The sequence below is a fragment of the Leptolyngbya cf. ectocarpi LEGE 11479 genome (assembly GCF_015207065.1).
Lineage (GTDB): Bacteria > Cyanobacteriota > Cyanobacteriia > Phormidesmidales > Phormidesmidaceae > Leptothoe > Leptothoe ectocarpi.
Window position 1 is genome coordinate 1 of sequence record NZ_JADEXP010000004.1, and the last position, 13,556, is coordinate 13,556.

At 50.5% G+C, this 13,556-nt stretch carries 10 protein-coding genes; 3 read left to right on the plus strand and 7 right to left on the minus strand.

Annotated features, from left to right (window positions below):
* The 4 genes from IQ260_RS01165 to IQ260_RS01180 form a co-directional block, all read right to left on the minus strand.
* The coding region (locus IQ260_RS01165; RefSeq protein WP_322744869.1) for a YeiH family protein at positions 1–1,102 on the minus strand (1,102 nt) is incomplete at its 3' end.
* Positions 1,103–1,189: 87 nt separating this feature from the next.
* Positions 1,190–2,011 carry an ABC transporter ATP-binding protein gene (locus IQ260_RS01170; protein WP_193990054.1) on the minus strand — a complete coding sequence of 274 codons (822 nt, stop codon included), beginning with the start codon at positions 2,009–2,011 and terminating at the stop codon, positions 1,190–1,192.
* 38 nt (positions 2,012–2,049) lie between these two features.
* On the minus strand, positions 2,050–2,910 hold the full coding sequence (locus IQ260_RS01175) for an ABC transporter permease (RefSeq protein WP_193990055.1): 861 nt from the start codon (positions 2,908–2,910) through the stop codon (positions 2,050–2,052).
* Between the two features lie 40 nt (positions 2,911–2,950).
* Positions 2,951–4,525 carry an ABC transporter substrate-binding protein gene (locus IQ260_RS01180; protein WP_193990056.1) on the minus strand — a complete coding sequence of 525 codons (1,575 nt, stop codon included), beginning with the start codon at positions 4,523–4,525 and terminating at the stop codon, positions 2,951–2,953.
* Between the two features lie 375 nt (positions 4,526–4,900).
* Between IQ260_RS01180 and IQ260_RS01185 the strand changes: the two genes are divergently transcribed.
* Entirely contained in the window at positions 4,901–5,833 is a 933-nt protein-coding gene (locus tag IQ260_RS01185; RefSeq protein ID WP_193990057.1) for a c-type heme family protein, read from the plus strand.
* Positions 5,834–5,892: 59 nt separating this feature from the next.
* On the opposite strand, the gene IQ260_RS01190 is transcribed toward IQ260_RS01185, so the two are convergent.
* The gene (locus tag IQ260_RS01190) at positions 5,893–7,956 is read right to left on the minus strand and encodes a protein kinase domain-containing protein (RefSeq protein WP_193990058.1); all 2,064 of its coding nucleotides are present in this window, start codon (positions 7,954–7,956) and stop codon (positions 5,893–5,895) included.
* Positions 7,957–8,329: 373 nt separating this feature from the next.
* On the opposite strand from IQ260_RS01190, the gene dapD reads away from it, so the two are divergent.
* Both dapD and ilvE read left to right on the plus strand, forming a co-directional pair.
* Positions 8,330–9,187: a 2,3,4,5-tetrahydropyridine-2,6-dicarboxylate N-succinyltransferase gene (dapD, locus tag IQ260_RS01195; protein WP_193990059.1), complete on the plus strand. Its 858-nt coding sequence runs from the start codon at positions 8,330–8,332 to the stop codon at positions 9,185–9,187.
* A gap of 220 nt (positions 9,188–9,407) precedes the next feature.
* Positions 9,408–10,295 (plus strand): branched-chain-amino-acid transaminase, encoded by an 888-nt coding sequence (ilvE, locus tag IQ260_RS01200; protein ID WP_193990061.1) that lies wholly within the window; start codon positions 9,408–9,410, stop codon positions 10,293–10,295.
* A gap of 42 nt (positions 10,296–10,337) precedes the next feature.
* Here the strand turns inward: ilvE and IQ260_RS01205 are convergent, their stop codons facing one another.
* On the minus strand, positions 10,338–12,677 hold the full coding sequence (locus IQ260_RS01205) for an alkaline phosphatase D family protein (protein ID WP_228015343.1): 2,340 nt from the start codon (positions 12,675–12,677) through the stop codon (positions 10,338–10,340).
* Positions 12,652–13,545: a YihY/virulence factor BrkB family protein gene (locus IQ260_RS01210; RefSeq protein WP_193990063.1), complete on the minus strand. Its 894-nt coding sequence runs from the start codon at positions 13,543–13,545 to the stop codon at positions 12,652–12,654. The genes IQ260_RS01205 and IQ260_RS01210 overlap by 26 nt, the downstream gene beginning before the upstream one ends.
* Positions 13,546–13,556: the final 11 nt, after the last annotated feature.

A 13,556-nucleotide genomic window follows, 5' to 3' on the forward strand; every position in this document is an offset into this window, starting at 1 on the left:
ATATTAGATTCAGGCCTATCCCCTGAATTTTGTTGGCGCTTGTTTCAATCCCTAAGGCTGTCATAGCCATGGTTAAACAAAATTTATCGGCATGGTTGATAAAGTTAACAACTCCAAGGGGGGGGCGAAACCATGAATTCATCCCAATCATGACTATAAAAAGGATGGCAAACCAAGGAATAACAACTTTACTTTTTCGTTGAACATTTAGTGGAGTGTCATAGTCTCCACCCATAGACTTCTTCGAGGTCAATAGTCCCAGAAGCAGCAAAAAAGGAACCAGCAGCATCACCCGGATCATTTTTATGATGATGGCATTTTGTGTTACGACCTCAGAAATAGCAGACCCTGCTGCTGCCACATTTCCGACGGAGGGAAGTGCGGCACCCAGAAAAATTCCGAATATGTGCTCATTTATTGGCAACCACCCCAGCCTATAAAACAAAGGAAAAAGAAACATTCCTGCAGTGCCAAATACAAATGTAATCGCCACAGCAATAGTATTTTTATAGGATTTACTCTTCAAAATTGAACTTGTCGCTAATATTGCGGCTGAGCCGCAAATAGAGCTTCCAGCTGCGATTAAAAGCGATAGTTCATAATCTAACTTAAAACAGTATCTACCGAAGAAAAAAGCGATAAAAAATGTACTAGTGACAATAAATAAAGATGCTAAAAATCCACCTAAACCTACCTGAAATAAGTCTTGAACAGTCAATTTAAAGCCATAAAATATAATTGCTATATTCAGAATTTCATTTTTGCAGCATACAATCCCAGGTATCCATTCCGAGGGTAAATCTTTCCCAAAACTGTTAGCATAAAGAGCGCCTAGAATGAGTCCAACCATAACTGGACTTATTCTAAGGCTCTTCATAATCTCAAAGGAAGATATATGATACGACGCTAAGCTAAATAGGCTAACAAAAAATATGCCATGCAGCCTATTGAGCCAACGTGCTGAACCAAATAAAAATTTCAGTAGGTTTCCACTGGGAATATCTCCGTTTAAGCTTTGTGGATCCATTACATAAAAAATAGACTTATTTTTGTTTTGAATTATCCTATTGCGACAGTAGGCCCCATGGCTGGGGCTACGCATAAAACAGATTCTTGGAATATGGCAATGCACCCTCTGCGGAACCTTTTTTTATCTGAAAGTCAGACGTCATCCCTACAGACTATATTCCTAGAGATTCTCCATACCCTTAAGGGTTTCTTCTCTAATGAGTTCAAATACTTGGCGATTAAGCTGTGTAAATTCTGGACTCAACATATCGTCAACATGGCGCGGTCTATCCAAAGGAATATCTATCTCTGCTTTTATTCGACCTGGCTGCACCCCCATCACAAAAATGCGATCGCCCAAAAAAACCGCCTCTTCAATGTCGTGGGTCACAAAAATAACCGTAGTTTTTAATGTCTCCCAGATATTGAGCAATAACTCCTGCATCATGTGCCGGGTTTGGGCATCTAAGGCTGCAAAGGGCTCATCCATCAGCAATACTGAGGGTGAATTAACCAAGGCCCGAACAATGCTGGCCCGCTGCTGCATTCCGCCCGAGAGCTGACTGGGGTAAGCATTGCGATATTTGCCCAGCCCCACCAGATTCAGGTATTCCCCCACCATATCCTCTCGTTCTGATTTGGGAATGCCTTTAATCTTTAGACCAAACTCAACATTTTGATAAGTTGTTTTCCAGGGGAGTAACGAATACTGCTGAAAGACAAATCCTCGATCGGCCCCTGGCTTTTTAACCTGATGCTGATCGACCATGACGTAGCCTGCCGTGGGTTTGATAAAACCAGCAATGATATTCAGAAGTGTGGATTTACCACAGCCTGAAGGACCTAAAAGACATACAAGTTCCCCCGGTTTAATTTGTAAATTGACCGATTCTAATACCTGGGTGGAATGACCTTTTCGACTAAAGATCATCGAAATGCCTTCCACATTGACCGAGCCTTTGGCCTCAGATGTTGTCGCTGCTGCTAGAGCCTCTTGTGTCATGGTGGACAATCCTGCTGGTTTATGCATTCTGTTCTGGTTTATGCATCCTGTTTTTTGATTACACGCCAGGGCATCAAAGCCGCTGTGCTACGCCCAACAGCCCAAGAACTCAGGGCACCCATCAACCCAATCAGCAACATCCCCATCACAATGGGGGGATAGTTAGATGTGACATAGGACTCCCAGGTAATGTAGCCTACCCCGTACCGACCAGCCAAAATCTCAGCAGTCACCAAGCAAAACCAGGCGTTACCCATGCCAATGGTCAACCCGCTGGCAATCCCAGGTAGGGCACCTGGGATGACAATATCCTTGAAAACATGCCATTGATTTGCCCCCAGGCATTGTCCTACTCGGATCAGGACAATATCGTGAAGAATATTTTCAACGGCTCGAATCGTACTGATTAAAACAGGAAAGAATGCGCCGATAAAGGTGATATAAATCATCCCTGTCTCGGCGTTGGGAAACATTAAGATGGCGAGCGGAATCCAGGCGACAGCCGGTATGGGTCTAAGGAGTTCTAATGATGGCATTAAAAGATCTTCAGCAATTTGAAACCAGCCAATAATAATCCCTAAGACGACCGCCAAAACAGAGGCTACAGCAAACCCTACTAATACCCGTACCATGCTAGAGCGGATATGCACCCAGGGGTCACTGGTAAAGAAATCAACAGTGGCCTTGGCCACTTCCCATGGAGAGGGGATCAGCTGAAAGTTAATAAAGAACTTAAAGCCAATCATGCACAGGATTTGCCAGATGCCGAAAAAGAGGCCTAGGGCAATAAACCGCCTAATAGAGCGGCCTGACAAGATAACCTGCAGGGTTTGATACAGACTTGCCATCGGGCTAGAACTGCTAGCCCGAACGCGAGATTGAGGTAGGGTGCTGGCCATAGGAGAGAACTATTAAAGGAATTGTTGAGAGCGCGTATTCCTAACCTGCCACCGGTACAGCATCTAGCAGTGTCTTCTTCAAATCCTCCATAGTTAACCGGCTAATGCGAGATGGCTGAGGTCCACTAGCGTAGGTTTGCAGCAGGCTCTTAAATGTGGTTACCTGGCCACCGGACTCAGAGGCAAACGCTTGGGCGTCGGCTTCTAGCAGAAAGGCCGATACTTCATCTCCATTTTTGACATAGTGAGAGTTTTCCGCAAACAGCTTCCAGCCTTTGTTGCGATCGTGGACAAAGATCACATCAGAGGCTTTGCCGTCAGCCTGTAGCTCGTTGAGCTTTTTGATCATGTTGGGAATAGTGGCAAAGTTAGTCACTGTGGGCTCTTCTTGAATCCATAGCTGGGCCGCCATTTTGGGCTCTTCAATGGGTTCGTTGGTGAGGGCGTCATTTCCAGTAATGACGTAGCTTTCGCCTGTTTCGATCACTTCATCATAGTTTAAACCCATGTTGTCCATGGCTGTTTTCAAAAAGCTTTCATCGACCCACTGGGTAACATCATCTGGGTTAACCGGGGATTCAATTTTGCCCAGGCTGATTAATGTGGCGATACTGTTCTTGAGCGCTTCTAACTGGACTTCACCAATGCTGGGGTTTATAGGCTGTAGACCAGACGGCCCCAGGAACATATAAACGACTTCTTTTTCAATCCCTGACCATTCTTCGATTTGGGCAGAGATCTCTTCAGGTTTCTCTTGGAATGTTTGGTTGGCTTCCAACATTGCCTGGAGATAGGCTTGAACGATTTCGGGATGCTCTTCAGCGAAGTCAGACCGAACAACAATGCCGTGCAGGGTGGGAACGCCTGTTTGTGCACCATCAAAAATCTTCTTGGCGAATCCTCGGAAGGGAAACAGTTCTCCAAAGGGGACAAAGTCAGCGTGGGCGTCAATTTGGCCCGTACGTAGGCTGGTGCCGCCCACCTCTGGTGCTTGGCTAATCAGTTTGACGTCTGACTCTGGGTCAATGCCGGCATCGCTCAATGCTTTTAAGACCATGCCGTGAGCTGCAGAGCCAAAGGGGACGGACACAGAGCCGCCTTTTAGATCCGCTAGGGAAGTGACATCGCTATCTTTGGGAACAACGACCGCATTACCTGCTCCGTTGGGGCTGTAGGCCAGGGTGCCAATGAATGTGGAGGTGACACCCTCGACCTCTTCTTGGAATTTAATCAGATTGATAACAGCTGGAAAATCACCCATGAGGCCAATGTCAATCTGGTCGGCAAGCATTTTGTTGGTGATGGGTGGTCCTGACGTGTAGCTGGACCATTGAATATCGTATTCTACATTTTCATACTTACCTGTTGTTGGCAGATGTTTTTCTAATAGCCCCAGTTCTCGCACGGTAGCACCGCCAACAGCTGTATTGATCACCTGGTCTTGGGTACCAATAGAAATACGGATCACCTCTCCATTGCCAGTACTGGCGGTATTGGTTGAACCATCAGCACTTTCACCACTAGGAGTGCCTGAACAGGATGCGATAAAGACTGCAGAAAACGTTAGGGCACAAGAGAGAGGAAATCTTCTGAGCCAAGGATTATGAGGCTTCATGGCGAGCGCTACTCCGATCAATTTGCTCCATTTAATCCGGGAGAGATTTGATCATCTGTAAATAGAGATACAGATACTTTCTGGACCCTCTCTTGGTGGATAAGGATTTTGATTGGATCTATAGATATCTTTTATTTACAAATGCAGAACCAACACGTTTGTTTTTATTCGATGTCTGCATCGACGAGAAATTTATAAGTCTTTCCCTAACTAGATTAAGCAAAGACCTGAATTATGCTTTAGGTCTTAATTATTTTAGCAGCAGCAATTTTCAACTATTTGTATGGAAATATTGCCGATTGAGTTACTGACTGCATGAACTTGGGCTGAATGGATACCTTAGGTAGACGTATCTTTGCCCAATCACCCGGAGCTATGTTGAAGCTGTCAAAACTCAATCTCGGACAAAAGTTTACCCTGATGCTGCTGGGGGTTTTTCTGGCGGGTATCCTCATGAGCGGCATAGCTTTGTCAAAATTGCTCAACTACACAGCCCAGGCAGAGCTGACCAGTAAAGCCCTGATGCTAATGGAGACGATGAACTCTGTGCGTCAGTACACGGTGGATGAGGTCAGACCAGAGTTATCAGAACGAAGTGAAGCTAATTTTTTGCCGGAGACGGTGCCTAGTTACTCGGCCCATACTGTCTTTAGTACGCTACAGTCCAACTCAGACTACAAGGATTTCTTTTATAAAGAAGCTGTTCTAAATCCGACCGTGCCTAAGGATAAAGCCGATCAGTTTGAAGCGTCACTGGTGAGTCAGTTTAAGCAGCCTAACAGTCGGCCAGACTTGGAAGGGTTTAGAGATTCACCGGATGGCAAACTCTACTACATTGCCCGACCGATTCAAATCAAGCAGGAGGCTTGTCTGACGTGTCACAGCACCGTAGAACGGGCACCTAAAAGTATGGTTGCTCTCTACGGTGACCAGGGTGGCTTTGGTTGGGAGCTGAATGAAATTGTCGGTACACAGATTATTTCGGTGCCGGCAGCGAGGGTGTTTCAGAAGGCGAATCGGTCGTTGTGGATTACTTTAGGGGTGTTTTCGGGGGTGTTTGCGATCGCAATCCTCCTGGTTAACCTCTGGCTCAAGCGCTACGTCGTCCGCCCCATCAACCGCATGGCGGCCACTGCAGAAGCCGTCAGCACGGGCGATACCCAAGCCGAATTTGTCAAATGGTCCGATGATGAGGTCGGCAAACTCACCGATTCCTTTAACCGCATGCGGCTCAGCTTGCAAATGGCCATGCAGCGGCTAGAGCGCCATCGCCGCAAACGCAAGGGCAGTTCTGGTGCTGGCTCATAATGTCTGCTCCCTGGCCCCTGACTACTGCGGTATTTTCTGACTTTAGGAGATAGGCTCGATTACTTTGACTTGATCCGAATCGCACTGCGCAGTTTCTGCCGAAACTCCTGAGCCTTTGGGCCATTGGGAATCTCTTTTGCCAGTCGCTCTACAAAAGCGGGCGGATTTAGGTGGGGATAATCCGCCAGGGTATCTTCCACAATCATACTGGCCATGGGGCCGATACACTGGGCCAGGATTTGGCGGCATTGGGTAATAAACTCAGGGCTGAGCTGCCGCTTTTGCACCTCGGTGCTAAGCTCTGGCATCGTTGTGCTATTGGCCAGTGTCTCACTGGGGATACAGATGTGGCTCAAAAAGGCGGTGGCCTGGTCGGCATCGGTTATTTGTCCTGCCAGGATTTCAGCGATTTCCTGCGGTGTGGCACTGGGGTTGTCTTCGAGGGTTTCCTCGATCACCATGTCGGCCATGGGGCCAATACAGCGCACCAGTTCGTCACGGCACTGGGCAATAAAGGATGGGTCCGGTTTAGACAGACTCTGGGTGGGCAGCGCTACAGCCTCCGCCATTGGCGGCACCTGGTCCAGCAGCTGGCGACTGTCGGCGGGCAGTAGCGGTTTTAGCTGTTCAAATACTGCCTGCGCCGACTGAAATCGTTCCTGGGGCTGCTGTCGGGTCATGGTGGTCAAAATGTCCCCCAGGGCCGGACTCAGACGCACATACTGCTGCCAGGTTAGCTCTAGGCTGTGGGCATCCATCAGCTGGCGAGGATGCTGACCGGTCAACAGGACCAGAGCCGTCACCCCCAAAGCATACAGGTCGCTAGACGGGGTGCACTTGCCATACATTTGCTCCGGCGGAGAATAGCCAAATTTGCCCACGGCGGTGACCGAGTTTTTTAGGTTTTCGGCCTGGGTGACGGTGTTGGATAGGGCATCGGACATGGTGTTATTGACCAGACCAAAATCGATCAGCATGGGCAGGTTGCGATCGCGAGAATACATGACATTCTCAGGCGAAATATCCCGATGCATAATATTGAGGCTGTGCAAGTAGTTCAGCACCCGCAGCATGTGGGCCAGCCAAAAGATAACCTCGGCTTCGGTAAACAGCTTGGACTGCTTTTTACGATGCTGAAGCAGCTTTAGATAGGTGACCCCGTCGATATATTCTTGGACAATAAACAGCCGTTTGGCCTGGGTAAAGCAGGCCATAAATTTGGGAATTTGCGGATGGTCAATGCTGTGTAGAGTTTTAGCTTCTCGCTTAAATAGCTCGATGGCTTTTTCAAGGAATTTGCCCTGTTTTTGTACCGGACGCAGTTCTTTGAGCACGCAGAGTTCGCCAAAGCGCTGGGTGTCTTCTGCCAGGTAAGAGTAGCCAAAGCCCCCCTGGCCCAGCATGCGCTTGATGGTGTAGCGGCCACCGACTTTAACCCCGGCGGTCAATACAGCCGTGGCTTTGGTCGGCCCAGACGCGGTGCTGCTATTCCAATGCTTGGTCTGCTCGGGGTCGGTCGCTGAGGTCGTTTGAGAGGCCGATTGAGAGGCCGGTTCAGAGATCGGTTCGGCGTCAGCCGCCATATTGATGTGATAAACCGAGACAGGCTCTTGAATATTTTTTAGCTTTAGCGGACCGGCAAAGTCGGCATTTAGCGTCAGCCGGACCTTGACCAGGTCGTAGACGATTTGCGATAGGCAGATGCCGCCGGGTTGGGCCTTAGTCTGCAGCCGGGCGGCAATATTGACGCTATTGCCCATGACGTCTGAATTGTTAAAAAAGACGTCTCCCATGTGGATGCCGATGCGATGGGATAGGCTATCGGATGCAGGATCTTCAGTCTCTTTGGCACTGGCGATGAGGGCGGTTTGGATTGCGATCGCACAGCTCACCGCCTGGACTGCACTGACAAAATACATCAGCAGCCCATCGCCAGTGGACTTGAGTACCTGTCCTTCAAACTCCTGGCACTGCTGGGTCATCAGCTGCAGATCGCGGTGAATCAGCTGTAGGGTTTTCTCCTCATCAACCGACATGCGGGCACTAAAGCCCACTGCATCGGTAACAACAATAGCGGCAAGAGCACGCTGTCCTCGGCTGGGGGTGGGAAGGTCACTGGACATGGACTAAAGGGAATTGCAAAAACGTCGCATTAAAAGTATTTGTGCATCGTCTCAGGATTCTAAACAGATGACATCACTGAGGGCGGCACAAAATATCATTCAGAAAACATCACAACCAATTCTATGCTTCACCACAAAGCCGATCGTTTTCTGATGAAATGCCTGAGGTCGATGGCAAAACCGTTTGGCCGCGCATCGCCTAGCAAGCTCATCGCATATCTATGCTTTCAGGCCAATCATCACCCCGACCGCAAAGCCTGCCCCTTTAATCACAAAGCTTAATCCCATTCCCTCGCGCGCCCATTAGCGATAGCATTCTAAGACTGACGTTTTTCAATTGACCCTCCCAGTGCAAACAGCAGCCCCATCCTCCATGGACACACAGAACCTGAACCAAATTATCGACACCGCCTGGGAAAACCGCAGTGCGATCAATTCCAGCACAGCGGGCGAAACCCGTGATGCCATTGAACAGGTCATCAGCCGTCTAGACAGCGGTGAGTATCGCGTCACTGAAAAATCAGGCAGCGACTGGGTCGTCAATCAGTGGCTCAAAAAAGCCGTCCTCATGTCCTTCCGCCTCAACGACTCCACCGTTATTTCCAGCGGTCTAAAGTATGGCGACATGGGAGATGCCCCCTGGTTTGACAAAGTACCCTCCAAATTTTCCGGCTGGACCCAGGCTGACTACACCCAGGCCAGCTTCCGAGCCGTCCCCAACTGCGTCGTCCGGCGCGGCTCCTATGTCGCCAGCAACGTCGTGCTCATGCCCAGCTTTGTCAATATCGGTGCCTATGTTGATAGCGGCACCATGGTAGACAGCTATGTCACCGTCGGCTCCTGTGCCCAAATCGGCAAAAACTGTCACCTATCCGCTGGTGTAGTCATTGGTGGTGTTCTAGAACCTCTCCAGGCTAACCCCGTCATCATTGAGGACAATGTCTTTGTCGGCGGACAAAGCGAAGTCTCCGAAGGGGTAATTGTCAGAGAAGGGGCAGTGCTGGCCATTGGCGTGTACTTGAGTCAGTCCACTAAGATTGTCGACCGGGCTACGGGCAAAATTACCTATGGCGAGATTCCTCCCTACTCCGTTGTTGTACCGGGAGCACTGCCCGGTAAACCCATGGCGGATGGCACCCCTGGACCTAGCCTGTATTGCAATGTAATTGTCAAAACCGTGGATGATAAGACTCGGTCGAAGACATCGATTAATGAACTGTTGCGGGATTAAATGGGATTGCTCTGTGTGCGGATTGGCCCTCATCCCCCAGCCCCTTCTCCCTCAGGGAGAAGGGGAGCTAGTCTCAAAGTCCTTCTCCCTGGGGAGAAGGATTTAGGATGAGGGCTCGACCGCTTAAGCTACTCTCCAACTCAAGCACACGCAGAGCCTCACCAAGAAAAACTCACTTAACCCTCCCCTTCATCTGCTTCTCTCTTAACAGAACACCCTCATGTCCCTATTGCCCTTCGATCAAAAAGAAGGATATTTGTGGTTAGACGGCAAAACCGTCATCTGGAAAGACGCCACCATCCATCCCCTCACCCATGGCCTCCACTATGCCAGCAGCGTCTTTGAAGGTGTGCGCATCTACAACGGCAAACCCTTTTTGCTAACCGAACATATCGAACGTCTGTACCAGTCCGCCAAAATTTTGGGCTTTGAAATTTCCTACCCTATAGATGACATCATCGCCGCCACCCACGACCTACTCGCCAAAGACACCATCAATGTCGGCTACATTCGTCATTTTGCCTGGCGCGGCAGCGAGCGGCTGCGCATCTACGCCCCGGACACCTCCACTCGTCTAGGCATTGCTGCCTGGGCTTTTCCCACCACCCTGTTTAGCATTGAAACAAAGAAACCCTTAAAGCTCACCAGCCAGATTACCTGGCGTAAACCCGATCCCACAACGGCACCGACCGTCAGTAAAGCGGCCTGTCTCTATCCCATCTGCACCATGAGTAAGCATGAAGCCGTGCAGCAAGGCTTTGACGATGCCCTGATGCTGGACTATCGCGGGCTCATCGCCGAGTCCACCGCATCAAATGTGTTTTTGATTATGGATGGGGCGGTACATACGCCCATACCTGATTGTTTTCTTAATGGCATTACCCGACAAACCATCATCAAACTGGCAAAGCAGTTGGGGCTATCCGTAGTAGAGCGTCATATTCAGCCAGAAGAGCTAGCTCAGACCCAGGAGGTCTTTTTGACTGGGACCACCTGTGAAATCGAGTCAATTAGTCAAATTGATGGCCAGACATTCGAGCCATTTGGACCGGTAACCATGCAGTTGATTGATGCGTACAGGGACTTTGTAACAGAGCAGACAGCATAGGTGCTTGCTTGAAAAGAGTATGTCGATAGCAGGCTCCCTTTTCTATAACGTGGTTTGAAAACAGCTATGGACAATTTCTCTAGGCAGCTGGGATGAGAACCAGTAGTGATCCTGTAGAACAGTAAGCGGCTTTGCTGATTGTCCAGATACCTCTCCAGGCTCCTCTCCAGGCTCCATATCAAAGTGGACTAGGGCGATATTGTTCATCCCGACCACTTCTTGGCCTGACTGAAACCAGCGGGCCTGCCAGAACTTTAACCATTGGGGGATGAGAGTCTGGTGTGAGCTGCGATGGGGGGGGACTAGCCAAAACAAATCGGGAGAGATGTTAGCAGACTGGGTCCGCTGACGCTGTAGCCACTGGGTGTGGCACTGCCATTGGGGAGGTTTGGCTAGAGATTTGGATAGATCCCTGCGGGAAGACTGTTTTATCTCTTGCATATGGGGCGGCTGAGACCAGCCCACCCACTGACGAGGTTTCTCCGGCAGCAGCCACTGTTTTAGCCGGGTGTGGAGAATCTGCGTTAGCAGCTCCTGATTTTTGATGGCGCTGGAAACTAGCTGGACTAGCACCGACTCCTGCCCCGTACCCATGTCCTGATGGGAAAGACGCACCCCCGAGCTGTAGTGAATGTCTCCTGATAACACTAGAACAGTCTGACGCTGCTGGAACAGCTTAGTTAGCAAGGTAGCTAACGCTGGATTGTTGAGGTTCCAGGAGTCACCCACATCGGCTGAGAAGACTTTGCCATTTTTGAGCTGCCAGACTTGAATCCAGTCTAATACTTTCATGCTGATAATGTTGGTGGACGCGACGACAAAGGTGACGGGTAAAGGGGTTGGATTGAGAGTAGTCGGCTGGCGATGGCGTGCCCTAGCCAGCTGTTTGAGGGGCTGGGAAAGCTGTTGGTCAAACGCGCTAGGACAGAGCAGCATCGGCGGTGCAATGGGTTTGGCCTCGATCGGGTAGCCGCGACGGGTACGGGTATCTAACACAACGACTTCGTGGCAGGGGCTGTGAAGGGTGTAGTGCCACCTGAGAGATGCTGGAGACCGCTTTAGCACCCAGCAATCTCCGTCTTGGGTAAATTCGGGCAGCCCGGTTTGGGTATTAATGGGGGGAAGACCCAGGTAAGTTGCGATCGCACTCTCCGCTTCTTGGTCATTGCCCCCAGATCGAGACCAGCGCTGGACCGCCATCAACAGTTTGCCACCGGACCGATCGGCCTCAAACTGTCGGGGCGTATTGCCCCAAGCTTGGCATATGGCATAGCTCAGGAGAGCGTTTTGCACCGCACGATAGCCCAGGGGACGTCCCAACACTCGCAGACACCAGGCTTGATTGAGATTCCAATCATCACTGACGTCATGGTCATCAAAAATGGTGTAAGTGGCAATATTAGCCAGCGCCCGGCGCACCTTCCATAGGGTATGCATAAACTGTTGCATGTGGCGTCGGTCTTGGTCCCAGCGTCGCATGGCTTTGTGCCCCGTCGTCATCTCTTTGCCTGGGGGTAAATCCACTGGCCAGCACACGGGGGAGCGTTCTAAAAGATACAGGGCGCAGTATTCGCCAAAGCTGAGAAAATGGCTGGTGACTTTTTCTTCTTTATTGTCGAGTCCGGCGGTCAGCCCAGCCTGATGGGTGACCAGGGGAGCCCGTTTACCCACCGGCAGCTGCTTGGGCGTTAGGGTTGTATGGCCGTCAATGGGCAAAGACTCTTCCCATCCCAGCAGGGTATCCCCTAGAGCCGTGGCCACCCACTGGAGCGGATCGGCCACGTCATCTCCGTAGACCTGATCGCCAGTTAAAAACAGCTGATGGGGGCGCTCTTTAGGCTGGCTGGCCGCTGTTTCTAGCAGGCAGTCCAACAGCGGCAGGGTGTCAAAACCAGCCCCGTGGGGTTTACGACAGGACCCGTGGACAATTTTAAGATCGGCGATGTGGGCAGGCGGTAAGGAAAATGTTGGTTTCTGATGGTCAAAGTAACTGACGGTGGCTGTGGGGACCCGGCTGCTACGCAGAGCCTCGGTCAAGCTATAGGTCTTGTCGGTGACAAACTGCAGATCGTAGGCATAGATGACACCATGGTGCAGTTGTTGCTTTTCCAGCTGCTCTCGCTGTGCCATAGGACAGGCGGTGACAGCCGCAATGTGTAGATGTTGACCAATGGCCACGGTCTCTCGCTGACCTTGCAACACCGGAGCGCCCAGCAGCTGGCCGTTGTGCTCAGTGGTCAGCACCTGTAACTTCACCGTACAGGCAAACTTTAGGGCGACCCACACGGTCACACCTGTGGGGTCTGTACGACGTAACGCTGGACCTGCCAATAGCGGTGGTAAATCCGTTAAAAATTCATCTCCGGCCAGGTATGCCATCATAGTCGGTGCTGGGGGCTCTGCTCGCGACAATTTTAGACCCGTAGCGATTAGCATATACCTGGGTAAATTCGGCCCCAAAGAAGAGAATTTGAGCTGAGTAGTAAACCCAGATCAGCACCACGGCTAAGGAACCAGCTGCACCATAGGCGGAGCCAACGCTACTGTTGCCAAGATATAGACCAATGAGCACCTTGCCAATGGTAAACAGCAGCGCCGTTATGACCGCACCGACGCTAACATCACGCCAGGTTATTTTGACGTCGGGGAGAACTTTGTAAATGAGCCCAAACAGCAAGGTGACCACGCCAAAGGAGAGAATGGCGTTGATTCCTTGCCATAGGGGTGCCCAGATTTGGGCTGCCGCAAAAATATTGCCCAGGGCTGCCAGACCGGCACTCAAGATGAGCGAGACCAACAGCAAAAACCCGATAACGGCCACCATGGCGAAGGATAGCAGTCGGGTGCGAATAAATTGCATGGGTCCCTGCTTGGCTGGCTTGGCATTCCAAATCAGGTTCAGGGATGTCTGCAGCTGACTAAAGACACCCGTGGCCCCAAACACAAGTAGCACGATGCTAATAACCGTAGGCCAAAACCCGCCTGTAGAAGATGTTTGGGTATTGACGAGTAGTGCCTGAATGATATCAGCGCTCTGCTGTCCCATTAACCCTGCGAGCTGATTGACCAGTTCACCCTGGACGGCTTCTTGACCAAAGACGGCTCCTGCGATCGCAACCACAATCACCAGCACCGGAGCCAAGGAAAACGTCGTATAGTAAGCCAGTGCCGCCGCCAGCCGAGATGCATCATCCTGCTGCCAGGAACGGATTGTAGACCGCAGCAGAGCAATCACAGATCGTAGTTTCATAGTCCTCTGGC

What these genes read in the sequence shown, in the direction of transcription:
- IQ260_RS01190 (WP_193990058.1), bottom strand. Translation starts at nt 7,956, where the DNA reads ATGTCCAGTGACCTTCCCACCCCCAGCCGAGGACAGCGTGCTCTTGCC.
- IQ260_RS01180 (WP_193990056.1), bottom strand. Translation starts at nt 4,525, where the DNA reads ATGAAGCCTCATAATCCTTGGCTCAGAAGATTTCCTCTCTCTTGTGCC.
- IQ260_RS01170 (WP_193990054.1), bottom strand. Translation starts at nt 2,011, where the DNA reads ATGACACAAGAGGCTCTAGCAGCAGCGACAACATCTGAGGCCAAAGGC.
- IQ260_RS01175 (WP_193990055.1), bottom strand. Translation starts at nt 2,910, where the DNA reads ATGGCCAGCACCCTACCTCAATCTCGCGTTCGGGCTAGCAGTTCTAGC.
- dapD (WP_193990059.1), top strand. Translation starts at nt 8,330, where the DNA reads ATGGACACACAGAACCTGAACCAAATTATCGACACCGCCTGGGAAAAC.
- IQ260_RS01210 (WP_193990063.1), bottom strand. Translation starts at nt 13,545, where the DNA reads ATGAAACTACGATCTGTGATTGCTCTGCTGCGGTCTACAATCCGTTCC.
- IQ260_RS01185 (WP_193990057.1), top strand. Translation starts at nt 4,901, where the DNA reads ATGTTGAAGCTGTCAAAACTCAATCTCGGACAAAAGTTTACCCTGATG.
- ilvE (WP_193990061.1), top strand. Translation starts at nt 9,408, where the DNA reads ATGTCCCTATTGCCCTTCGATCAAAAAGAAGGATATTTGTGGTTAGAC.
- IQ260_RS01205 (WP_228015343.1), bottom strand. Translation starts at nt 12,677, where the DNA reads ATGATGGCATACCTGGCCGGAGATGAATTTTTAACGGATTTACCACCG.